Raw genomic sequence first — 24,684 nt, forward strand, 5'->3', positions numbered from 1 at the left:
AGCTGCCTGATTTCCAAGTAGAATAACAATTCAATTCGCTTCCGTAAAACGCGTCGACCTACGCTCTCTGTAAGCCCGGCATTCATTTACTGGGGCGCCAGGATTCGAACCTGGGAATGCCAGCTCCAAAGGCTGGTGTCTTACCGCTTGACGACGCCCCAATATCTTTCGGCCTGCCCATTCTTAGGTGTGAGCTTTGACCTCAGCCTCAAAAGCCTCGAGAACCTTCTCCTCGATCATCCGCCGCATCTCGCTATTGATGGGGTGGGCGATGTCCTGATAGGTTCCATCCGGGCGCTTGCGACTCGGCATCGATACGAAATAACCATTGTTGCCCTGAATAATTTTCATGCCTCGAATCACGAAAGCGTCGTCAAATGTCACGTTCGCAAAACCTTTGAGCCGTTCTTCATCCCGAAGGGTGACCCGGATTTCTGTAATTTGCACGGTTGGTTCCCCCATAATTAATTGCCCTGCGATGCAAAGGTTACCGGCAAAACCGTGAATAATTGCCAGCTCCCCTGACGCAACGTTGCTCCTTCCCTAATCTCGGGTGCGCTGTTAAAAATGCCAAAAAAAGTCGGACCGGAGCCGGTCATTCTGGCCAACGATGCACCGCTCCGTAAAAGCCCCTCCTGAATTCTACCGAGTTCTGGATAGGATTTTAGATGGACTTTCTCGAAATCGTTGCCGGAAAGATTCAATAACCGAACAAGCTCCTCAGCCCTCGGACACGCAGCCAAGTTAAAGGGATTCTTGGACCTTGTCAAGCCCCTTTTAAGGGCGTGATAGGCCGCGGCAGTAGAGATTTCCCAGCCGGGATTGACCAGAACCACCCAGTAATCGGTGGGTAGTTCGATCTCCTCGATAATATCTCCCCTGCCGGTTACCAGCGCCTGACCACGGGTAAAGAAAAATGGCATGTCCGAACCAATCCGCTCTGACAATCGGCCCATGCTTCCGGCACTTAAGTTCAACTTAAACAATCGGTTACATGCCAGAATTGTCGCCGCGCCATCGGCCGAACCTCCACCCAGACCGGCCGCCACCGGAATGTTTTTCTCAAGGACGACTTCCAACCCCCTGTCGACCCCGAACTCTTCGGAAATCATCCGATACGCCCGGGCAATCAGGTTGTCTTCTCCGGTCGAAAGCTCGATATCACCCGTCAGACTAATCTTAATTCCCGGCCTCGCTGATATCGTGAACTCCAGCCGGTCATACAGCGACACCGCCTGGAAGACTGAATTGATATCATGGTAGCCGTCTTCGCGACGGTTCATCACCTCCAGGAATAGATTTATCTTCGCCGGTGCGTCGATTACTATCGAGTTGTCTGTTTCGTCCTTTATGAACATGCCTGTCAGTGCGCCTCTCTTTCATTAATAGAGACGTTCTTAACCACATATAGTAAAAAAATGTACGCTAAAATAGGGTGTGTGCTGTGAAAATCAAAGAAATTAGTGAGACGAAATTGTCATCGGCGCTTGTGAAAACCGGCGGGGTATTATATAATTAGCGCCTGACATTTTTGGTGATAGCCAGAAAAGGAGTTAAGATATGAACAGTTTTGGCGCTGCCTCGGAGCTAAAAACAAAATTCAAAAATTATAAGATTTACCGTCTCGATAAGCTGTCCGGACACGGCGCTATTGACAAGTTGCCGTATTCCATCAAGATACTGCTCGAAAACGTTTTGAGAAATGTCGATGGACGGATTGTCAGAGACGAAGACGTTCTGAAACTGGCCGCCTACAACCCGAAGAAGGTGGGCGACATTGAATTGCCGTTTAAACCGGCCAGGGTCCTGCTTCAGGATTTTACCGGCGTACCGGCGGTGGTTGATCTGGCCGCGCTGCGGGCCGCCATGAAGCGCATGGGGGGTGACCCCAAGAAGATCAATCCGATGGTTAATGTTGATCTGGTTATCGATCACTCCGTGCAGGTCGATGCTTACGCCTCGCCTGAGGCCCTCAACATCAATATGGACAAGGAATTCGAGCGCAACAAGGAACGCTATGAGTTTCTCCACTGGGGACAAAAATCATTCAGCAATTTTTCGGTTGTCCCGCCCGCTACCGGTATCTGCCACCAGGTCAATCTCGAATATCTGGCCAAGTGCGTGCTGGTCAAAAATGGCGTGGCTATGCCCGACACTCTCGTCGGTACCGACAGCCATACTGTCATGATAAACGGCCTGGGCGTTTTGGGATGGGGTGTCGGCGGCATCGAGGCCGAGGCGGTAATGCTCGGTCAGCCGATCTATATGCTCACACCGGAAGTTATCGGATTCAGGCTTACCGGTAAGCTGTGTGAGGGTGTTACCGGCACGGACCTGGTGCTTACTGTCACACAGATGCTTCGCCAGAAGGGCGTGGTCGGCAAGTTCGTCGAATATTGCGGTCCGGCGCTTGATGACCTGAGCCTTCCGACAAAGGCCATGATTGCCAATATGGGACCGGAGTACGGCGCCACGATGGGGTATTTCCCGTTCGATGCCTCCACCCTCGATTATCTGAGAATGACCGGTCGTACGGATGAACAGGTTGAGCTGGTTGAAAGGTATGCCAAGGAACAGATGTTGTTCAGAGAGAAAGGATCCTCCGAACCGGAGTATACCGATGTAATCGAGCTCGATATCTCTACCGTGCAGCCGTCACTCGCCGGGCCGAAACGTCCGCAGGACAGGGTCACTCTGACCGATATGAAGTCCGAGTTCAGCAGGGCGCTCACAAAACCCATCAAAGAGCGCGGATTCGAACTGCCCGGCAGTGAAATCAACAAAACGGTGGAGATCACCAACGGCTATAAAGCGACGATGGGGCATGGCGCGGTCGTTATAGCGGCGATTACATCGTGCACCAACACTTCTGATCCCTACGTGTTGATAGCCTCGGGTCTGGTGGCCAAGAAGGCTGTCGAGAAAGGACTGACAACCAAGCCGTACGTAAAAACATCGTTGGCGCCCGGATCACGCGTGGTAATCGACTATCTCGATAAAGCCGGTTTGACGCCATATCTGGACAAACTTGGTTTCCACAATGTGGGCTATGGCTGTACCACCTGTATTGGCAACTCCGGGCCGCTCCCGCAGCCGGTGGTCGATGCTATCACGAAAGGTAATCTGGTAGTGTCGGCGGTTCTTTCCGGTAACCGCAATTTTGAAGGTCGCGTGAATCCATACACCAAAGCCAACTATCTGGCTTCGCCGCCGCTCGTGGTCGCCTACGCCATCGCCGGTACCACGAATATAAATTTGGCGGATGAACCAATCGGTAAGGGCAGCGACGGCAAAGACGTTTACCTGAAAGAAATCTGGCCGACGGAAAAGGAAGTACTGGAAGCGGTCGAGAAGGCGGTTAAGCCGGAGATGTTCCGTGAGAGGTATGCGAAGGTGTTCGATGGCAACGAAACCTGGAACGAGATAAAGAGTCCTTCGGGCGACCTTTACGAGTGGGACGCTGACTCGACTTACATTCAGGAGCCGCCGTTCTTTATCGATCTGCCGAAAAAGCCGCACGACATTACTCCGATTCAGGATGCGAGAGCTCTGGCGGTGCTGGGCGACTCTATCACGACCGACCACATCTCCCCTGCGGGAGCTATCAAGGCTGATTCCCCTGCGGGCAAGTTCCTTCTGGATAACGGAGTACCGTTCGCTGATTTCAACAGTTTCGGCTCGCGCCGCGGCAATGATCGCGTTATGACCCGCGGCACTTTCGGCAATATCCGTCTGCGCAATCTTCTTGCTCCCGGCACCGAAGGCGGCGTGACGACTTACCTGCCGACAGGTGAACAGATGTCGATCTATGAGGCATCGGAGAAATACAAAGCCGACGACATCCCGCTGGTGGTGCTGGCCGGCAAGGATTATGGCATGGGTTCATCGCGCGACTGGGCCGCCAAGGGCACCATGCTTCTTGGAGTAAAGGCCGTGCTGGCGCAGAGTTTTGAACGCATCCACCGCTCGAATCTCGTTGGCATGGGTGTTCTTCCGCTTGAATTCTTGTCCGGCGAATCCAGAGAGTCGCTTGGCCTGACCGGTCACGAGCTTTTCACGATTGAGGGTCTTTCGAACGATATCCGTCCGAAGCAGACGGTGACGGTGAAGGCTTTCAACAAGCATGGTGACAAGCAATTCAAGATGATCGCGCGTCTGGACACGCCGGTTGAGATCGACTATTATCGCCACGGCGGAATTCTTCAGATGGTTCTTCGCCAGCTTCTGAAGCAGGGCTGAGAGCCTTGCTGTCCAGAATCTTATCGTAAACGGAGACAGGGGTTCACATTCTGAACCCCTGTTTTATTTCATGCCATGCGCCCCCGGAGGGGTGATGCCCGCTGGAATAGACCTAATCAGAGCCGACCGCTTGACCCTCAATCTCGTTGAGACGAGCGGAAGCCTGGCGGACAATCCAACTCGCCCGCGCTGCACTAGCCGCTTTGGAGTAATACTGTTTTGCGAGGCCGAGTTCGTTCTTTGCCAGGCAACATTCTCCCAAGAAGAAGTAGTTGGTCGCACGCGCCTCAACTCCCTGATATTCCAGGGACTCAGTAAAATCCTTTTCCGCTAAAGCAACACTGCCCATTTTCAGGTAGATCAAACCCCGCGTATTGGAATATGTCGCGTGGCAGCCGCCGACGAGGTCAATTGCCCTGTTTATAGCTTCAAACGCTTCCGTCAAGTTGGAGTCTGCCAATCCCAGATACCAGGCAAAAGCGTTGAGATATGCATGATTGTCCGGTTCTGAATCCAGCAATTTCCTGAACTCTTTACTGCCCCCACTCCAGTCTTCCATACGATCATAGAGTTCTGTTTTCATGGCCGCCAGTGTCGAGGTGATAAGTGTCGTCTGCCAGCGTTTGAGCACGGCCTCGGCTCCGGCAATATTGTCGGTATAAAGACAGAAATAGAACTCCGCTCTCGCCAGTTGACCAGCATCTGAACCGAGTTTCTTCATCAGGTCGACCTGCCTGCGGGCATCATCGAATTTTGCAGTCTGACAATACAATTTGACCATAACAGTGCGAAATTGGTCCGAAGGGGCCTGTGTCATTATAGTCTCCAGCCTTTCGAGGGCATCCTCAAAATCGCCCAGTTCTGTCGACACCCCGACCATTAGCATGTTCAGCATCGTCGGCAGCGAACCATTCCTTAGTGCGGCAAATGCTCGGATTGCCGAGTCTGCTGAGAGAAATAGACCATCCTGCATATGCAGCAGAGCCAAGCGCATAGTCAGCATATCATTATCCGGATTCACCTGGAGAGCACGAGACAAGAGTTTCTTCGCTTCTGCACGGTTTTCCTTCCCACGACAGCCACTGCCGCCGTTATCCCGCCCGAGATAAGTATTGGCAAGCGAAACCAAAATCGAAACATCATTCGGAGAATCTACCAAGGCCTCTTGAAGCGTGGTCAATTTCCGGTTATCCAACTGTCTTCGGAATTTGACACTTCGGCTTTTCACCAGTCGCTTCACTTCGCACACCGATTCGACAAAGCCAGCCAACTCGGCCACAGGAACGCGGCTCGTTTTCAGGGTGAACTCAACTGCAATCTCAATCGAGTCGGCGAACTCCACCGCGTCCATCGAGGCTGCGAACCAAGTTGTGTCCATACTCCATGGCAGACAGAAACCATCAAGTTCCCAGTCCGGCCCCGGGATAATCACAAATTCGTCCCTGACTCTCTTTGGTGATTCAAACCAAACATCGAGTAACCGGTCGGTCGTATCGGGAATATCGACCATGACATCGAGACTGCCGAAGGACAGCGGAACCTCACAAGACGAGTAGCCCGGCAAGAATGCGCTGTCGACACGTACTTCGGCGTTCCAGCCGACAGTGTATCCGGGATCCGTGAATCCGTGGTGGTCGTAGCCAATCATTCTGGCTTCGGGCCAGATCCCTGTACAGCTCTGGAATTCGATAAACTGACGAGCCTCAGTGGCACTCGCGTTACCGATATTGCTCTTCAGTACCGCTGCCGTGAGACCGCCGAAGGTGACTTGGACATCGATTCGGGCTCCTCCCTGAGGTTGAGCGAATATCCTGATTCTTCTACCCAGCGCATCGTCATTCGGAGTCAGTTCGGGCGTCGACAGGAGCGGTTGATCCCCCTGTCCCTTCAGCACCAGACCCTGTTGCCCCCTATATTCCACGGGAAGAACGAAGGTCTCACACACCGTGCACGTGGGGTCCATGAATCGACCCATCTCACCCGGCAAATAGGCGATTACGTGATCAAATATTCCGGAAGTCGGGATGGTCATCGAACGGTTGCCCGCCGGGTGGCTTGCCACCAACATTGGATAAGCCTCGATTCCTATGGTCTTTAGCAGTGATATAAGAAGTATCACCTTGTCCTTACAGTCCCCGTATCTGTTGACGATGACCTCTGAAGGCAACCGAGGAACGTGGGATCCGGTTCCGTACTCCACGGCGACATAGCGGATACTGTCAGCTACAAACCTGAACAGGGCCGCGATCTTTTCATCTCGCTTCGTCGCTCGCCCTGAGATTCTCCGAGCAAGATCCACAATTTGAGAGTTTATCTCAATCTTGGGAGACATAATGCTCCACGTCGATGATGCCACATCCTGCCAGGATTGTTTGTAACCGGCTCGAACCCCGTCCGCAACTTCGGAGATAGGTGGTGCGTTCTCTTCCCACCAGAGTCGGTCGACATTGTTGGCTCGCCACCGATAAGTTGCCAGAGCTTCATCTTCCAGAATGCTAAACTCACAGTCTCCGAAATGTTCATACAGTATAGGCCAGGAGCTCGGGACTACCAGTTCGATCTCACGCTCAATGGCCGGATCGAGATCCGATAGAAGTTCATCCATGTACAAATCCTGCGGTCGATTGTCCCGGCCCTCAAATTGCACGATAAATTCGACTATAGCGCCGCTGTCAGCTGCCGGGAACGTAAACGATAACATCCGCAAGTCCGACATGTCGGCGCCCTCCACGTCTACCGGAGGAGACGTTATCCTAACCTGGCTGGGCTTGAGTTCAATCGTCTCACCGCTCGACAGGATAGTCCTGGCCAGGATAAGATGAGGAGTATACAAGTAAGCGGTGAAAGGCATCGACAGGACACCGTACCACTGTGTTGCCATCGAGGAACACAATTGAGTGACCTGATGGACTCGATACAGACTGCGATTCCGATCGCGATAAATGTGTTGGATTTTTTCGTGGAGAACCACGCCGCCATACTCACCGGGTTCGACCTTGCGGCTAGCCGATAAAGCAAGTACCGAATCGACACTCAGCCTGGCCAGACCAACGGTGTCGGGCTGTCCCATAACAACTGCTGAGTCAAGAGTCGTTGATTCCATGGTTGCACCAACGAGCGCACCCTGATACCGCTGGTCGGAAGGATCAAGCTCCAGGGCGCGTTGAAAATAAACCTGTGCCAGCTGGTACTTGCCTGCCGTCTTTGCTACCCAGCCTCGGGAATAGTAAAGATGCGCGGAGTTTGGATGAAGAGTCAAGGCATGAGCCAAGATGCTATCCGCTGTATCGTGTTCTTCCAGGACAGAAAGAGCGGAGGCCAACTCTATGGCCTGGGCACCGGAGTGAATCCCTGAGGCAAGGTAACGTGTGGCGATTTCTCTCAGGCGGTCATTCTTCTCAAAGCCACAAAGCATTCCAAAGAGATAGACTTCGTAGGCTTTGAACGGATATTGTTGAAAGAGCGATTCGATTATCTCGGAGGCTTCATCCATTCGTCCCTGATCGAGATAGATTATTGCGCGAATTTCCGCTGATGTGCAATCGCCGGGGGCCATACTATCCCACGTGTTCAACCATGCAAGAGCACGCGTTCTGTGCCCCGCTCCGTACTCCTGGGTCACAATGGTTTTGAGTATCCGCACGTCGCCGGGGAATTTTTCCAAATACTGCGAAGCCAATTTCTCAGCGTATTCAGACTCCCCGGCGGCAAAGAGTAGATTTATGCGGGTTCCCATTGCGCCATCATACCGCTCTATCCCGGTCATCACCGAATCATATACGTCGAGAGCGCGCCTGGGATTATCTGCGACCAAATGTGTAATTCGGTACTGCGCCTCGGCAATCGGAGAACAGGAGCCAACCAGGGATTTAAATATAGAGTCTGCTTCGCTTGAGGCGCCCCGCGAATTTAACCATCCAAGATAGACCGCCCCTGAATAGATGTTGTTAAAGTTGGCACTGATCAAAGAGTGAGATGACTTCCTGATGGCCAAAGTATCATTCACCGCAAGTGCGATACTTTGCAGGACATCGCACTCGTGGAAGGCCAAGTGGATGGGTTTCAAGCCTACTATCAAGCTTAAAGCTGTATCAACCAATCCCACTTCTGCGTACGTTTCGGCCAACTGGCAGATCAGTGTCTTATTAAGTGGCCATTTCTTAAGGGCCTGCTCAAGAACCGCTATGGATTCATTGTGACGACCAAGAAAATAGTATACATTAGCCAAATTTGTCACCAGATCCGGTTCACCGAGGCTGTCGTAGCCGGACGATAACATCGAAAGAGCCTCTTCCCAGTCTCCACCGAGCCCTTTCGCCCAGGCCCGAATCGTAATGGCGCTGGAGCGATAATCTTCATGCTTATATAATTCGCCCGTCAGAGAATCAGCCAGATCGGTCTCTCCCCGTTTGGCTCGAAGAGCGATCACTTCGCGGAGACTCCTCCAATAGCAAACCGAATTCTGAGACGACAAGTCCCAGTATGCCAGGGCAAGAGAATCCTTTCCAAGGCTTTCAGCGATAATCCCCGCCCAATAAGCAACCCAGCACTCGTCGGGATAATTTGTTACCAAATCTCCAACAGCCGACCAGGCTTCACGTGGCCTGCCCAACTGGTTCTGAAGAATCACAGGACGAAGTTGACTTGACAGATTGGTCGCGCTGTCGGCGTAGACAGATTCGAGATAACTTTCTGGATCGGACGAAAGAATGCCAGCGGCAACTTCCAAACTCAAGTATCGTAATTCGCTGGGATCTTTCGCTTGAATCTCTCTTACGTACGTCAGGACCTCGTCGTAGCTTCCATTTGTATATAGATCCACGGCGTGCCTGAAGGGGGCGTCAAAAGATATGGAAGTGCCTCCCTCGGTGTGCGACAAGGCCTTGCCTTCATATTCGGCGCCATACAACTGGCCGGAGCGCAGGACCGGCCACACGACCATTATCATTATGCCTAGAACGAAAAGGTATCTCTTGAGCACGGATCCTCCCTTGAGCAAGTGATCGGGTGAGTGAACGGGACCAATATACTACATATACTTTTCGAATCAAAAGAGATTTCAAGCGCACATGCCAATGCTGCAAACGTCCCACGGGTATTGGCATTACACATGTTAGGCCATCCTGTTCCTGGTTAGCTGTCGCCTCCCATTTTCCCCCAACTATGATATTGACATTCGCTCGCAATCGGCTTTATTACTTCAAATTACAAGCTTAAAGGCCCCTCACGGGGCAAGGAATATAGAAATGTCTGACGCACAACAACTGATTAAAACCCCGTTTTACGATTTCCATGTCGCCGCCGGCGCCAAAATGGTCCCTTTTGCCGGTTTCAATATGCCCGTTCAGTATAAGGGAATTACCGCCGAGCATCTCGCGGTGAGAGAAAATATCGGCCTGTTCGACCTGTCCCACATGGGTGAGTTCGAGGTCACGGGCTCGGATGCCCTGGCGTTTCTCCAGAAAACCACCACCAACGATGTCTCCTCCCTCAAAGTAGGCGAAATACAGTATAGCTGCATGCCTTTGCCAACCGGCGGGATAGTCGATGACCTTCTGGTCTATCGCCTGCCGGAAAGCTATTTCCTGGTGGTCAATGCCTCCAACATCGACAAAGACTTCGAGTGGCTCCAGTCGCAGCTTTTTGGCGATGTTAGTCTGGAAAACCGCTCAGATGATTTCGGCCTGCTGGCTATTCAGGGGCCAAACGCCCAGAAGCTCATGTCACAGTTGACCGATTACGACCTCGACAACATGAGATATTATACCTGCGCCACAGCCAAAGTGGCGGGGGTTAAGATTCTGTTTTCCCGTACGGGATACACCGGCGAGGATGGCTTCGAGATGTATATCCCTCCGCAACACGCCACGACGCTCTTCAACGCCGTTATGGAAAAAGGCAAGCCGATGGGGCTGGAGCTTATCGGTTTGGGAGCCCGCGACAGCTTGAGACTCGAGATGAAGATGGCGCTCTATGGCAACGACATCGACGAGACCACCTCCCCCATCGAGGCCGGACTGGGCTGGATTGTATCGTTCGACAAAGACTTCATCGGCAGAGATATAATTTTGCGCCAGAAAGAAGAGAAGCCGAAGCGGCGGCTGGTTTGTCTGGAACTCGAGGGGAAAGTATTCCCGCGTCACGGCTATGATATTTTCGATGGTGACGCCATGGTCGGGAGTGTTACTTCGGGGACTTTCTCCCCGTCGCTTCAGAAACCAATAGCGCTCGGCTATGTTCCAACGGACAAAAGCAAAATAGGGTCAACCGTGGATATTGATATACGAAGCAAGAGATTCCCCGCGACCGTCGTGAAACCTCCATTTTATAAACACGGCACACATAAGTAGAGCTATGAAGATAGACCTCTATCTGACACCGGTGCCGCTGAGTAAAGCCACGACCGCTAAAAAGGCGGTTGTTGTGATCGATGTACTTCGTTCCTCAACATCGATCTGCGCTGCTCTTGCCGCCGGCGCCCGGGGCGTTATACCGACGCCGGGGCCCGGAGAGGCGGGTGAGATGTGGACCAAGATTGGCGGCGACATGGCGGTTTTGGCCGGGGAGCGCAAGGGAGTCAAAATCGAGAATTTTCAGGTCGGCAACTCGCCGGCTGAGTTCACCGCCGCGACGGTCGGCGACAAATTCGTCATTATGACCACGACCAACGGTACCGGCCTGTTCGTCAAGACCCACAACGCCAATCCCGTTATCTCCTGCGGCCTGACGAATGTCTCGGTGGTAGCTGATAGACTGGCGAAAGAAAACAAAGACACTATCATCGCCTGTGCTGGCCGCGACGGTCACTTTTCTATCGAGGACACAATCTGCGGCGGCATGTTGATTGACCTCCTGATGGAAAAGCACAAGGCTCAATTGATTCAAAACGATGCTGCCTCGCTGGCGCTGCTGCTGTATCGCACCAACAAAGGCAGGATCAAACAGACCATTGCCGAAGGCGAGCATGGCCGCTTTCTGGCCTCGATTGGCTTTGCCGATGATGTCGCGGTTGCCTCGGCGACTGACTCCATGCCGGTTCTGCCTGTTCTTAAAGACGGGCGGCTGGTGCTGGAAACCGACCAAAACTGAAACTGAATTTAAACCAGACCCTGATTTAGAAGTATAAGTAAAGATGACCAGACTATTTTTTACCCTGATTCTTATTGGGCTGTGTCTGCCGGTCTTCTCGAGCGCTGCCGACGGTGTGCAGTGCCGGTTGACCGTATCGCAGTATGACACGCAGACAGAGAGTTATGCACTGCTGTTTGAGGACAGCGCGACATTCGCCAAGGACACTCCGGCCAGCGGGCTGGTTGGACCTTTTTCGGTCGAAGTGAGATTTACCGGGATTGACAGCGCCTCCGTGCAGTTCAGCGCTCAGGTTATTACACTTGGCCCTCCGGTGAACACATATTCCCGCGCTTTTCTCATGGAGTACTCCCTTCCCGCCAGAATCGACGATATTGAAGTCAAGAATGGATCACGCTACAATCTGGTGATAACTCCCCTGAAGAAAGTCGAAACAGACGATGATTGCGATTACAGTCACCGGACCTATCAGACATTTTCGGTGCTGCCGGCGGCCTTTATGGATATTTACTATGTCCCCACGACGCTGGCCGACTTTCACGCGCACGCGGTGAGAGAATATCTCGATATAGCCTACCGTCGTTTCCAGGTGTTTGCCGGCTTCACGCTTCCCGGGAAGACATCGGTCTATCTCTGTCCGTGCCAGATTAACTCGGTTATCTGGGACAACCGCTTTGGTATGGCGGTCGACCCGACGCGCGGCGCCGCCTATGGTATCTACAACAAAAATGTCAACACCGTTGATCCGTTCGTGTTGATCTACTCCGCCATGTTGCGAAATTATGGCTATGCTCCTCCGTTTATTGCCGAAGGTCTGGCCGGGTACTACTCATTTTTCGCTCCCGACATGAAACGGATTCTGAAGGAAAATGACGGCTTATCCATAGAGTCTTTTCTCAATACCCATGCTTATCTTACCGCCGATCCATTAACCGCCGACAGAGCTTCGGCCAGTTTCGTAAGATATCTGATCGATAGTTACGGCCTTGATCGCCTGAGAGAGGTTTACGCCGCCAGCGATGATCTCAATCTCAGACAAAAACTCGAAGAGACTTACGGCAAATCGGCAGGCGAGCTTGATGGTGAGTGGAAACGGTATGTTGATACGCTCACTGTCTCCGCCAAAGATTACTTCGATTTCGCCCAACTGGCCGAGCAAATGCTCAATTACAATCTGATGCTTGATTATTCCCGGCGTTCGCTCGAGATTTCGACCGACAGCCGTGATTCCGTTCGAGCCGCGAGGCTTCTTGGGCGGGCATATTTTTACACTGCTGATTATTACGGGGCGGCCGAGATACAGAGCCTTCTGATCGGTATCGATAGCGGTCAATCCTCCGGATACATGGCGCGGGGCTCCTATCGCATGATGAACGGAGACTACAGCGGCGCTTTTGAGGATTACTCCAAAGCGCATGATCTTGATCCGGACAATAATCTGGTCGACTTTAATCTGGCTCTGTACTATTTGTGTCAGGGCGATGACAGCACGGCCCGGGCGATTCTGCTGGACAATATCGGAAGCGGCAAACAGGCGGCGGCGCAGGGCGAGGGCTATGTTATGCTGGCGAACATTCTCAACGAATCGGGCAGCGAAGCCGACCGTCAAGCGGCAACCGATTATTACCATCAGGCAGTCGGTCTTTTCGAACAGGCGATTTCCATCTACCGGGCTTCCTCTACTCACTACATGTGGCTGGGCGTGGCCAAACTCGGTCTGGGCGATGTGAATCCCGCGATCGAGAATCTCAAGGCGGCCGAATTTCTCGAGACGAGGCCGTTTTACAGCGGTATGATAAACCTCTGGCTGGGTAAAGCCATGCTCAAGGCCGGTGACAAACAGGCGGCCGAAGAGTATTTCGCGAACGTCTTGCGACTGCCGTCGGCAGAATGCCATCAGGCAGAAGCCAAGAAGTATCTCGAACAGCTGTAACTTAGCTCGCTAACATGTTCAATTTCCTGAATTCAACGGTACTCTTTGCCGCCGCGGCGGCGTTGATACCGTTGATTATCCATCTGTTCTCGAAAAGAAAAGTCAAAGTCATCGAGTTCTCGTCGCTCAAGCATCTGAAGGCGATGCAGCGGCGGCAGGTGAGGCGGCTCAAGATAAGGCAGCTTCTGCTGCTCATCATCCGCATGCTGATAATTCTGCTCGTGGTGCTTGCCTTTGCCCGGCCAACGACACGATCCGGTGCGGTTGGCTCGCATGCCTCGGTGTCAGCCGTGGTGTTACTTGACAACTCGGCCTCGATGAATCGTTATGTGGTCGACGGTAACCTGTTTGATATCGCCAAAAACCGTGCCCGCAAGCTGCTTGAGACCTTTGGTGAATCCGACGAGGTTCACCTTGTCGCTCTGGCCGGAACCGACACCGGTCTTGAAGCGACAGACTTCACATCGCCGGTTATAGCAATCGAGCAGCTCGATCAGATTTCGCCGGCATTCGATGATGCCGCTATGACTGAAGGTTTAAAGCAGGCCGCGGAGCTTCTCGGCAGCGCTGTCAACGTCAACAAGGAACTCTATATCGTAACGGACCGACAGCGCAGCAGTCTCCCCGACAGCGCCGTCTTAACTGACCTGCCGGCATCGGTCTATTTCGTTGACCTTCCTATTGAGCCAAACGACAACCTCGGCATCACCCAGCTGGACTTCGGCGGACAACTTATCCTTCCGGGTCATGATTTCACCGTAACGGCCAAAGTGAAAAATTACTCCGAAAATGCTCAGCAGGATATCATCGCGTCGTTGTTTATCGACGGCAACAGGGTGGCCCAGAGCGATTTCGACGCTCCTGCCGGCGATGAAACTCCTGTCAGATTCACCCGCTCCGTTTCCACCACCGGGTTCCATTCCGGATACGTTGAGCTTTCTGATGATAAGTATCAGGGCGATAATCGTTACTATTTCAGTTTCCGCATCCCCGAGAGATCGAACCTGCTTATCATAGACGGTGACCACACCGGCGGCCTTCTTTCGCTCGCCCTGGCGCCATCAAACGACATCAACCAGTACTGGTCAGTGAAAGTGGCCGAGCCTCAGAATCTGTCTGGTGTCAATTTCTGGGAGTACGATGTAATCTTTCTCGCCGGCGCTCCCCCGCTGCCGGAAACGTATGCCCAGCGCATCAAAGCCTTTGTCGGACAGGGACGGTCGTTGCTCATCACCTATGGACCCGAATCTGATACGGGACTTTTCAACTCGACCTGGTCGGGTCTGACCGGCGTCGTTTACGATCAGCCGGTTCCAAGGACCTTCACCCGGGCCGGGTATTACTCTCTGGGATCGTTCGAAATGGCTCATCCGATATTCTCCGTGTTCAATTTCACGGACAACCGTCCGCCGGAAATAAAATTCTATACCCTGCCCCGAATGCGCACCGTGCCCGGCGCTCGAACACTCATGAGATTTACCGGCGACCGACCGGCTCTGGTCGAGTCGCGGTATATCACCGGGAGAGTTCTCACATTCACGGCGCCGCTTGACGCCCGCTTCTCGGACCTGACCGGTCATGCCTTTTTCGTGCCGTTCATATCGAGGATCGCCGAGTATCTGGCCGCTGATCTTTCGGCCTATGACCTTCGGCTTTACTGCGGAACGAATCTGACCAGGACAATCTCGGTCAAGGGCGCGCTGGCTACCTCGATGCAGCTGATTGCGCCTGACTCCAGCCAGTACGCCATAGCGCCGCAGGAGCAGGATGGCTCGCTGGTGCTGCGGATCACACAGGCGGGCATTCCGGGCATCTATCACATTGTGTACGCAGGACGTGAAATCGACCGCTTGGCGGTGAATATTGATCCGCAGGAATCCGATCTCACCTCTGTCGATACTGACCAGTTCGCTATGGCGGCAGGCGCGCCGGGGATGAAAGTGTTGCCCGATGATGCGGAGATGGCTGCGGTTATCTCGGAGTTTCGTTTCGGCCGCGAACTCTGGCCGATCTTTGTCTGGCTGGCGCTGCTTTTTATTGCCGCGGAGATTCTGCTTTCGCGAGGTACCCGCGTTGAGGAGCAGCCATGACCCTCCTTGCGGCCGAAAAACTCAGCAAACGGTTCAACGATCAAGTCATCTTCGATGATGTCTCTTTCACCGTCAAGACCGGCGACCGGATTGGCCTCGTGGGCAAAAACGGCAGCGGCAAAACCACTCTCTTCGATTTGCTGGTTGGTTATCAGCAGTGCGATTCAGGGACGATCAACAAAAGCCGCAGGTGCCTGATAGATTATGCCGAGCAGGACAAGACGGAACTTCTCCAGCACAGTCTGTTTGACTACGTTGCTTCGGCTCGACAGGACCTGCTCGACCTTCGTCGGAAAATCGCTCATCTCGAAGAACATCTTGCCAGTCGCCCCTCGGATCAGTCAACTCTTGCCGAGTTGGGGCATCTTCAAAATCGATACGAGCATGAGGGCGGGTTCGGATTCGAAAACGAAATCAAGACTATACTGCTCGGGCTGAGTTTCCCCGTCGAGCGCCATAAAGATTTGCTGGTCAATTTCTCCGGCGGCGAGAAGAACCGGGCCGGTCTTGCCCGCATTCTGGCCGGGAAGGGCAACCTGCTGCTTTTGGACGAACCGACCAACCATCTGGATATCGAATCGACACTCTGGCTCGAGGATTACCTGACCAAGACCGATAAAGCCTATATCGTTGTCTCGCACGATCGCGCTTTCCTTCAGAATACCGTGCAGGCGGTGTGGGAGATTCAGTCCGCCAAAATTGATACTTATGTGGGGACTTTCGAAAAGTATCTAAGCGAGCGGGCCGAGCGCCGACGCCTTCACGAACACCGCTACCGCCACCAGCAGGAGGAAATCCTCAGGCTCGAAGACTACGTCAGGCGCAACATGGCCGGCCAGAAAACCAAGCAGGCTCAGTCGAAACTGAAGTACCTTCAGCGCATCAAACGCCTCCCCCCGCCAAAGACCGATGGCCGCGGACCGACTATCAGAGTACAGTCATCCGGCCGCTCTTACGCTCATGTTCTGGCGGTTGACGATGTAGCGGTCGGTTATGGCGACACCACCGTTGTAACGAATGTCAGTTTCGATCTCTACCGCGGTGACCGGGTCGGACTTATTGGCGCCAACGGTTCGGGCAAAACGACCCTGCTCAAGACACTCATTGGGGAACTGGGGCCTATACAGGGTGATATCAAACTCGGTAACAATGTCGATGTGGCTTATTTCGATCAGGAGCTTACGGATCTCGATCCCGACCGCACCGTGCTGGAAAACCTCTGGGAGGTTGACCCGACTGCGGAGATGGGGACTATCCGGTCGTTTCTGGGGAGATTCGGCTTTACGGGTGATGATTCACTTAAGAAAGTGGCCATGTTGTCCGGCGGCGAGAAGACCAAACTCTCTCTGGCCAGGCTATTATATCATCCCGCCAACTTCATAATATTCGACGAGCCTACCAACCATCTGGATATAGTATCGCGCGAGGTTCTCGAGGAAGCGCTCGGTGCATATGACGGCAGCCTCCTGATAGTCAGCCATGACCGTTATTTCCTCGATAAGGTAGTGAATAAAATAATTTATGTCCGCAACGGTTCGATAAGCATTTACAGCGGCAACTATTCGTTCTTCCGCGAAAAGACCGAGCGGATGGCTGCCGAAGCGGCTCCGGACAGGAAGCCGAAATCGAAGCAATCTTATTTCGAGTTCAAGGAGAAATCCCGCCAACGCTCACGGCTCAAAAAAGACATTCAATCGACCCGCTCCAAAATAGCCGATCTTGAAAAGGAAGTTGCCGCCCTTACCGAGGCGATTGACCATGGCATCCCGCGCTCGGATTGGGAGAAACTGGCTGAAAGCACCGAGCGCAAAAATGCACTGGAAGATGAGATACTGCGGTTGTATCATAAGCTGGACGAGTTGGAGGCTGTGGACCTTGATTAAAATCCTATCGATATCGGGTTCGCCGGTCAAAGAAGCATCGACAGACATAATTCTTCACAGGCTTTCGGAGGCTGTCATAGATGCTCTTGGACCGCACGAGACGGCCGAGATGTCTTTTGTGAAACTCAACGACTTGAAATTCATCCCTTGCCAGGCCTGCGGCGAGGCGCCCACTCCCCGCTTTTGCTTCTGGGACGACCTCAACGAGGTTTACGACCTGCTCGTAAACGAATGCGACCTTCTTCTGTTCGGCTCACCGGTTTATTTTGATTCGGTGTCGGCCCAGGCCAAAGCATTTATAGACAGATGCAACTGTTTCCGGCCCGCTGATTTCGAAAACTCCGACCCGGCCCATGACTTCATCAAACTGCTGAAGAAGAAACGTCCGGGGGCCATCATCCTTGTCGGCGGTGAGAACGGGTATTACGAAGGCGCCCGACGTGTTATCGCCGGATTCTTCAAGTGGGTGGAGGTGGTTAACGAAGGTCTCATTACCTATGCCTCTCCGGAGTTCAGGAAAAAAGGCAGCGCCGCGGATGACGCTGAGCTCTCCGCCCGGATAGGCGAGCTGGGCAAACATCTCGCATCGGTACTCATAAAGAAGACAGAGTGAAGTTATGTTTGAGGATCCAGAATCCATCATACGATACTACGAGCAGCGCGCCCCCGAATACGAACAGATTTACTACCGCGACATTCCGCAGAAGCAAAAGGAACTCGCGGTTCTGTCGGAAGACCTCAAACAATTGTCCCGAGACAAAACTGTTCTTGACCTGGCTTGCGGCACCGGCTACTGGACAGTGAGGATCTCCCGGACGGCGAGTTATATTCTGGCCAGCGATATCTCGGGCGAAATGATCGACGAAGCGAAAAAGAAGAGCTACCGGTGCCCGGTAGATTTTGTAAGAGCCGACCTGTACCATCTGCCGGTTGCCGCCGGCTCATTTGATCTCATAACTCTCGGCTTCTGGTTTTCGCACGAACCCCTGCAGAATTATGATGTCTTCTGCGGAATGCTTAAGCCTCTGCTATCCGAAAATGGGAAGATCTGGATGATTGACAACAACCCTCCCGCCGAAGGTCCCGACCTGCAGTCGGTCGGCACTGATAAATACGGCAACAATTATAAGCAGCGGTTTCTCAATTCCGGCAAAGAGTTCGCCATATTGAAGAACTATTTCAGCGAAAACCAGCTTCGGGACATTTTCGGTAAGTACTATCAGATCGAGCGCCTGACGAATGACGAATGCTATTGGTCAATTGTCCTGTCGGCTCACTGATTTGGCTTGCGTGGTCTAATCGGTTGTGTACCAAAAGGTTGGGTTGCGTGGACGAAGAGGATCAATATCTCCCTTGCCAAAGTTGAGGAAATTCATATATTACTACGCTTGGGTTGCCGACATATCCCGGGAACCCGGCTGTGTTAATTAGGTTAGCAAACAAGAGAACTCGAATAAAGGACAATTGCTGTGAAATCCGGAATTCATCCTGAGTATCATGAACTCGAAATCACCTGTGCCTGCGGCGCCAAATACAAGACGCGGTCCACAAGAAAAGAGATCAAGGTTGAGATCTGTGCCAACTGTCATCCCTTCTTCACCGGCAAGCAGAAACTGATCGACACCGCCGGTCGTGTCGAGCGTTTCCGTCGCAAATACAAGTTGGATCAAAAGAGCGAGTAGTTCAAAAATTCTCACGATTTTGTATCAGCGGTGCGTATCTATGTAGTGTAGGGCGCCACCGCTTTATAATTTATTGACTGACACCATCGAGCGATGGCGAGTACACGCAGAAAGTAGAAAGACATGCCCGATCTGAACATTGGCGGACAAGCCGTAATTGAAGGCGTAATGATGCGCTCGGCCGACAGAATCGCGACGGCCGTTCGAAAGCCCAATGGCCAGATCCTGGTCAAAACCGAAGACTACATCTCCCTCTCAAAACGGCACAAGCTGCTTAACATCCCTGTTATCCGGGGAGCAATCGCCTTCGTCGAGATGCTCATCATCGGAATCAAGACCCTCAATTTCTCCGCCGACATCGCCATGAAGGAAATCGAGAAAGAAGAAGCTGCCAGAAACGGAAAAGAATACGAAGAGAAGCAGCGCAAGTCCAATGCTCTCTGGCTGGCCTTCAGCGCCGTGATGGCCATCGGATTGGGTATCCTGATTTTCTTTTTCACGCCGCTGGCTATTTCGAACTATTTCAAGGTCGATGAAAACGCGGTCTCGTTCAACCTTATTGCCGGGGCCATAAGACTTGCCATGTTCGTCGCCTACGTGTGGATTATCTCGCTTTTCGGGGAGTTCAGGCGAATCTTTCAGTATCACGGGGCGGAGCATAAAGCCATTTTCGCTCATGAGATGGGCGATGACCTCACGCCGGAGAGAGCCGCCTGCCACACGCGTTTTCACCCGAGATGCGGTACCTCGTTTATTCTGATTGTCGCCCTGACGGCGATTCTCATCTACGCTGTCTCCGACTCCATCTATGCTCTATACACCGGCCACGCCCCCGCCCTGCTGACCCGCTTCGCGATCCACTTTTCGCTTTTACCTATTGTCGCCGGAGGCTCCTACGAGCTCCTTAAGATTTCCGGAAAAACTCGTGAGAGCCGCCTTACCCGGGTTCTAATAAAACCGGGTCTGTGGCTCCAGAAGATCACCACCAAAGAGCCATCGATGGATCAGCTCGAGGTCGGAATAACCGCATTGAAGGCCTCTCTTGGCCTGGTTCCGGCCACCATTGAAGCCGACAAGACTCCCGTCTCTTAGCTACGCCGCGATATAACAACTTGCTCTGCTACAAAAATTCTTGTAACATTGTTTAAATTTTCAGGTTGGAAGAGTATGCTTGAACTGGTAGAAAAATTAGAACAAAAGCTCAAAAACATAGACAACCAGATGTCCGATCCGGCGATTTTGTCCAATCAGAAGAAGATGATTGAACTCAACCGGGAACGGCGCCAACTCGTGGATATTCTGACTGCGGGAAGGGCCTACAGCAAGGCGGCAAAGGGAATCGAGGACGCACTGGAAATTATCGAGGAGAGCGACGAGCCGGAGATGGTCGAGATGGCGAAGGAAGAACTGGCTCAATATGAAGCTCAGATTGACAATCTTGAGATGGAGTTTAAACTCAAGCTGCTTCCGCGGGACCCCAACGACGATAAGGCCGCGATAGTCGAGATTCGCGCCGGCACCGGCGGAGACGAAGCGGGCATTTTCGTGGGCGATGTTTTCCGCATGTATCAGCGCTATGGGGACTCGAAGCGCTGGAAGATGGAGATCATGAACTCCGCCCCGGCCCAGTCCGGAGGCTTCAAGGAAATCATCTTTTCGCTCGATGGTGAAGGCGCTTACGGCCTGATGAAGTTCGAGTCCGGCGTTCACCGGGTCCAGCGTGTACCGCTCACGGAATCTCAGGGAAGAATCCACACCTCGGCCGTAACCGTTGCCGTGTTCCCGGAGGCCGAAGAAGTGGATATCGAGATAAAAGAAAACGAGATTAAGGTCGATGTCTACCGGTCGTCAGGACCGGGCGGGCAGTCGGTTAATACCACCGATTCCGCCGTCAGGATTACCCACCTTCCCACCGGTTTGGTGGTTACCTGTCAGGATGAGAAATCTCAGCTTAAGAATAAAATCAAGGCCATGAAAGTCCTTCGGGCGCGCCTGTATGACCAGATGATCGCCGAACAGGAGGCGAAGATGACCGCTCAGCGCCGCTCGATGGTTTCCACCGGTGACCGGTCCGCCAAAATCCGCACCTACAATTTTCCGCAGGGGCGCGTCACCGATCACCGCATCGGCCTGACACTATATCGACTTGAAGAAGTCATGGAAGGCGACCTCGATGGAGTCATCGAGCAGCTGCGTCAGCACGATCAGGAAGAATCACTCAAACTTCAATCAGCAGATAGAGTTTAGGGAATCATGAAAGCACTAAGAATTGTCATCGCGGTAATTCTCACTATCGCGCTATTGTACATCGCCCGCAACAATTCACGCGGGCGGCCGGAGTATTTCAGTCACAACGAAAACGGATACACTTTCGAATACAATTCCGTGCCCAAGGGCCTGGAGTTCGAAAGGACAAAGATACCGCTGACAATCGAAGGCGACATAAACGAGAACGCGTGGCCGATGCTCCGCAGGTCTCGCCCGGGGCAGATTCGCGGCGCCGATCCCGCGACGTTTGACATAATGCCGATGAGCCCGTGCGATACCGCCGCCAATTGCTATTTCGCCGAGGTCACGGCCGGCGCCAGGAACGGCCGGTTCTACTACTATATCGAGGTGGTCGATAGCACCGGCGCGGCCCTGGCGACTTTTACCCAGCCGGATGGTTCGCCGTTCATGTTCCGGTTTATCGGAGCCGTACCTTCGGCCATCACACTGACCCACATTGTGCTGATATTCGCGACCGTTTTCTTTATCAGCATGGCGGCCATGCACGCGCTCGCGCTGATAAAGGGCGGAACCGATGTAATGCCGATGGCCAAATACTCGCTGCTGGCCGCGGTGTGCGCCTTCCTGGGCGGCTACCCCTTTGGAATTCCCATGAACTGGTACGCGTTCGGGGGAACGTGGGAGGGTGTGCCCTTTGGCACCGATGCCACCGACAACAAAACCCAGCTTCTGTTCGTCTACCTGTTGTTTGTCACACTTGCCACTCTCGGCACGCTGACGAAGAACAAGTGGGGTAAAGACCTGTACTCACCGAAAGCGCTCGGATGGTTCGCAATCGGCTCGTTCGCTGTCATGTGGTTCATATATCTGATTCCCCATTCGATCCAGTTCTCCCCCACTCTGACTTACGCTTTCTGCTATTCGTGGATCGGGGTGGTGTTTCTGCTGTATCTTATAGGAAGATTACGAAGCGCGCGGGCATGAACCGCGCTTTTCGAAAGACCGTGAAGCCGTCAGTTGACAATCTCCCCCGCTTTATTTCCGAGAAGGGCAAAATTCTGGAAAAGGCGGGGATCGAACGCGCCAACGGCGAGGTCGAAATTATTCTCTGTTATCTTCTCGATATCGGGCGTCTTCAACTCTACCTTCACGGTGAAACCCTCATCGATGATGATATCCTCAAACGCTTCGATGAGATCATGGAAAAGCGCCTCACCCGCTATCCTCTGCAGTACATACTCGAAGAGTCGTGGTTTTATGGACGAAAATTCTTTGTCTCACCGGCCGTGATGGTTCCGACTCCCGAAACAGAGCTATTGTGCGAATCGGCTCTCAGGTTTATCAAGCAGAAGGGTTATTCAAGACCTCGCATAGCGGATCTCGGTGTCGGGTCCGGAGTAATTTCTGTAACAATGGCAAAGGAACTGCCCGATTGCGAAATTCTCGCAATTGATGTTTCCTCCGACGCAATCGAGGTCGCAAGAAAGAATGCGGATGATCTGGGCGCCTCTGAAAAAATTACATTCGTGCAGTCCGATTACTTCGAGAACATCTCCGATGACGCGCGATTCGACCTCATTATGGCCAACCCGCCTTATATCTCCGACGAAGAGTACAAGAGTCTTCCTCCCGAAGTTCTGGCTGACCCCAGGATTTCGTTGACATCGGGTGAGGAAGGCCTCGATGCCGTCAAAACCATTTTGAAAGGCGCTCCGAATTATCTGGCCGGGGGTGGGAGGATCATGTTCGAAATCGGGTACAATCAGGCGGACCGGGTGACACAACTCACCGCCGAAGATGATAGGTATAAATCTATCGTGATTTTGAAGGATCTTAACGATATCGACCGGGTGGTAATTCTCGCCTGTGATTGAACGCCATGCCACGAGAATCACGCGACAACAAAATCAAGCGGGCGAAGACCTGCATTAAGCTTCTGAGAAAACATTACCCCGGCGCGAGTACCTCGCTCAAATATAAGTCCGTACACCAGTTGATGGTAGCCACGATTCTGTCGGCGCAGTGTACCGATGAACGCGTGAATATGGTAACACCGACTCTCTTTGAGAAGTACCCGGATGTGAGGGCATTTGCCGATGCCGACCTTGAAGTGCTCGCTCAGGATATCTTCACCACCGGTTTTTACAACCAGAAGGCCAAATCAATTATCAACTCCGCCAAGGCGCTGATTGAGCGGCACAACGGTGAGATACCAAGAAAGCTCGATGATCTCGTTAAGCTGCCCGGTGTGGGACGCAAAACGGCATCGGTGATACTCGGCAACGCCTATGGCATCGCCGAGGGTATTGTTGTCGACACCCATGTCATGCGCATCAGCCGTCTTCTGGGATTCACGAAGCACGAAGACGCGGTGAAGGTGGAGAACGACCTGATGGATATCATTGAGCGCAGGGAGTGGATAGACTTCTCGCACATGCTGATTCTTCACGGCCGGGCGATTTGCGTGGCCCGCAGACCCGACTGCCCCCGCTGCTTCTTAAACAAGCTATGCCCTTCGGCAAGACTATAGCGTTACAGCAGAAACCTACTTGCGCGCAATTACGTAGATCGACTTCTCATCCACATAGCCCTGTTTTTCGTACATCTCTTTCAGGGCACGTCCCTTGTCTATTATATCCTCATGGCCACCGGCTGCCTGGAGCCTTCCTATATACTCGTCAACGGTATTGCCAATAAACTCAACAAACTGCTTTAACTCTTCCTCGGTTGACTTATCCAGTTGTTCGAACTGATCGATTATGTTCAGCCCAAGTGGCTTGAGCGTCCGGATCACCTCTGAAGAGGTATATGTCGGGCCGTGGTATTTGCCCAACGCCCGGTCGACCTCGCCCCACCAGTGATGAATATGTCGCTGGGCATTCGGCGCCGTTATCTCCGGACTCTGCAAGACCTCGCACACGATAAAAAGCCCACCGGGTTTGAGCACCCGTTTCATTTCCGCAAGCACTACGCCGGGCGCTTCTAAATGATGCAGGGAGTGACGGATCGCCACGGTGTCGAATGAGCTGTCACCGTACGACATCTTGCCGCCATCCATCACCTCGAACTCAAGGCCTCCGTCACAGTTCTCGCGCGCAGCCTTGACACGCTCGGAGTTGTTGTCGATTCCTATAGCCTCGGCATAGTCGCCAAATGATTCGGTAAGGACTTTCAGAAAATCACCGTGACTGGTGGCAACATCGAGGATTCTCCCTCCACTGTAGCTTTTCAGTCTGTCATTCAGTGGATCCATAAGACTCCTATTGCTTACACTTTACAATTCTCCACGCAAAATAGGACATCCCGACAGCGGAGTCAAGGGCGCCCCCGGTTCCAAAGCCTATAGAACAGGTAGAAGACTTCTCCGCCGTTGTGTCGGGTCCTGATTTCCGTTAACGGAAATTGTGACCCGACACTAAAGTCCAAAGCTCAACGTGGCGGCAGGTCACATCACCGATACTATCGGCGACAGGACCTGCCGCAACCAGTGAGCGGCCGATTCTTACGTGTCGATAAGACTGATCGGCTGGAATCTAAAA

At 52.9% G+C, this 24,684-nt stretch carries 18 protein-coding genes and 1 tRNA gene; 14 read left to right on the top strand and 5 right to left on the bottom strand.

Features of this window, described 5'->3' with window-relative positions; translation table 11 throughout:
• Positions 1-89 precede the first annotated feature (89 nt).
• The 3 genes from AB1483_08335 to ispE form a co-directional block, all read right to left on the bottom strand.
• A tRNA-Gln gene (locus AB1483_08335) sits at positions 90-161 on the bottom strand.
• A 22-nt stretch (positions 162-183) separates the two neighbouring features.
• Complete coding sequence (gene spoVG / locus AB1483_08340; GenBank protein ID MEW6412464.1) at positions 184-447, bottom strand: septation regulator SpoVG; 264 nt, start codon at positions 445-447, stop codon at positions 184-186.
• 17 nt (positions 448-464) lie between these two features.
• A complete protein-coding gene (ispE, locus tag AB1483_08345) occupies positions 465-1,358 on the bottom strand; it encodes a 4-(cytidine 5'-diphospho)-2-C-methyl-D-erythritol kinase (protein ID MEW6412465.1) in 894 nt (297 codons plus the stop codon).
• A 202-nt stretch (positions 1,359-1,560) separates the two neighbouring features.
• Between ispE and acnA the strand changes: the two genes are divergently transcribed.
• Complete coding sequence (gene acnA / locus AB1483_08350; protein MEW6412466.1) at positions 1,561-4,239, top strand: aconitate hydratase AcnA; 2,679 nt, start codon at positions 1,561-1,563, stop codon at positions 4,237-4,239.
• Positions 4,240-4,351: 112 nt separating this feature from the next.
• Here acnA and AB1483_08355 read toward each other — a convergent pair whose 3' ends face one another.
• Entirely contained in the window at positions 4,352-9,220 is a 4,869-nt protein-coding gene (locus AB1483_08355) for a tetratricopeptide repeat protein (protein MEW6412467.1), read from the bottom strand.
• Positions 9,221-9,485: 265 nt separating this feature from the next.
• Here AB1483_08355 and gcvT point away from each other — a divergent pair, with 265 nt between their 5' ends.
• From gcvT to nth, 13 genes are all read left to right on the top strand, one after another.
• Positions 9,486-10,589, top strand: coding sequence for a glycine cleavage system aminomethyltransferase GcvT (gene gcvT / locus AB1483_08360; protein ID MEW6412468.1), 1,104 nt, complete (start codon positions 9,486-9,488; stop codon positions 10,587-10,589).
• A gap of 4 nt (positions 10,590-10,593) precedes the next feature.
• Positions 10,594-11,328: a 2-phosphosulfolactate phosphatase gene (locus AB1483_08365; GenBank protein MEW6412469.1), complete on the top strand. Its 735-nt coding sequence runs from the start codon at positions 10,594-10,596 to the stop codon at positions 11,326-11,328.
• Between the two features lie 43 nt (positions 11,329-11,371).
• A complete protein-coding gene (locus AB1483_08370; GenBank protein ID MEW6412470.1) occupies positions 11,372-13,261 on the top strand; it encodes a hypothetical protein in 1,890 nt (629 codons plus the stop codon).
• 14 nt (positions 13,262-13,275) lie between these two features.
• On the top strand, positions 13,276-15,351 hold the full coding sequence (locus AB1483_08375) for a BatA domain-containing protein (protein MEW6412471.1): 2,076 nt from the start codon (positions 13,276-13,278) through the stop codon (positions 15,349-15,351).
• The gene (locus AB1483_08380) at positions 15,348-17,234 is read left to right on the top strand and encodes an ABC-F family ATP-binding cassette domain-containing protein (protein ID MEW6412472.1); all 1,887 of its coding nucleotides are present in this window, start codon (positions 15,348-15,350) and stop codon (positions 17,232-17,234) included. The genes AB1483_08375 and AB1483_08380 overlap by 4 nt, the downstream gene beginning before the upstream one ends.
• Positions 17,227-17,847, top strand: a complete 621-nt coding sequence (locus AB1483_08385; protein ID MEW6412473.1) for a flavodoxin family protein — start codon at positions 17,227-17,229, stop codon at positions 17,845-17,847. Before AB1483_08380 ends, AB1483_08385 begins: the two co-directional genes overlap by 8 nt.
• Before the next feature lie 4 nt (positions 17,848-17,851).
• The gene (locus AB1483_08390; GenBank protein ID MEW6412474.1) at positions 17,852-18,514 is read left to right on the top strand and encodes a class I SAM-dependent methyltransferase; all 663 of its coding nucleotides are present in this window, start codon (positions 17,852-17,854) and stop codon (positions 18,512-18,514) included.
• A 189-nt stretch (positions 18,515-18,703) separates the two neighbouring features.
• The gene (gene rpmE, locus AB1483_08395; GenBank protein ID MEW6412475.1) at positions 18,704-18,916 is read left to right on the top strand and encodes a 50S ribosomal protein L31; all 213 of its coding nucleotides are present in this window, start codon (positions 18,704-18,706) and stop codon (positions 18,914-18,916) included.
• Between the two features lie 123 nt (positions 18,917-19,039).
• Positions 19,040-20,008 (top strand): DUF1385 domain-containing protein, encoded by a 969-nt coding sequence (locus tag AB1483_08400; GenBank protein ID MEW6412476.1) that lies wholly within the window; start codon positions 19,040-19,042, stop codon positions 20,006-20,008.
• Positions 20,009-20,083: 75 nt separating this feature from the next.
• On the top strand, positions 20,084-21,163 hold the full coding sequence (gene prfA, locus AB1483_08405) for a peptide chain release factor 1 (protein ID MEW6412477.1): 1,080 nt from the start codon (positions 20,084-20,086) through the stop codon (positions 21,161-21,163).
• Positions 21,164-21,169: 6 nt separating this feature from the next.
• Positions 21,170-22,129: a hypothetical protein gene (locus AB1483_08410; protein ID MEW6412478.1), complete on the top strand. Its 960-nt coding sequence runs from the start codon at positions 21,170-21,172 to the stop codon at positions 22,127-22,129.
• Positions 22,126-23,019 carry a peptide chain release factor N(5)-glutamine methyltransferase gene (prmC, locus tag AB1483_08415; protein MEW6412479.1) on the top strand — a complete coding sequence of 298 codons (894 nt, stop codon included), beginning with the start codon at positions 22,126-22,128 and terminating at the stop codon, positions 23,017-23,019. The genes AB1483_08410 and prmC overlap by 4 nt, the downstream gene beginning before the upstream one ends.
• A 5-nt stretch (positions 23,020-23,024) precedes the next feature.
• On the top strand, positions 23,025-23,675 hold the full coding sequence (gene nth / locus AB1483_08420; GenBank protein MEW6412480.1) for an endonuclease III: 651 nt from the start codon (positions 23,025-23,027) through the stop codon (positions 23,673-23,675).
• A gap of 15 nt (positions 23,676-23,690) precedes the next feature.
• Here nth and AB1483_08425 read toward each other — a convergent pair whose 3' ends face one another.
• Positions 23,691-24,398, bottom strand: a complete 708-nt coding sequence (locus AB1483_08425; GenBank protein MEW6412481.1) for a class I SAM-dependent methyltransferase — start codon at positions 24,396-24,398, stop codon at positions 23,691-23,693.
• Between the last annotated feature and the right edge of the window lie 286 nt (positions 24,399-24,684).

Source organism: Candidatus Zixiibacteriota bacterium (assembly GCA_040756055.1).
Lineage (GTDB): Bacteria > Zixibacteria > MSB-5A5 > GN15 > FEB-12.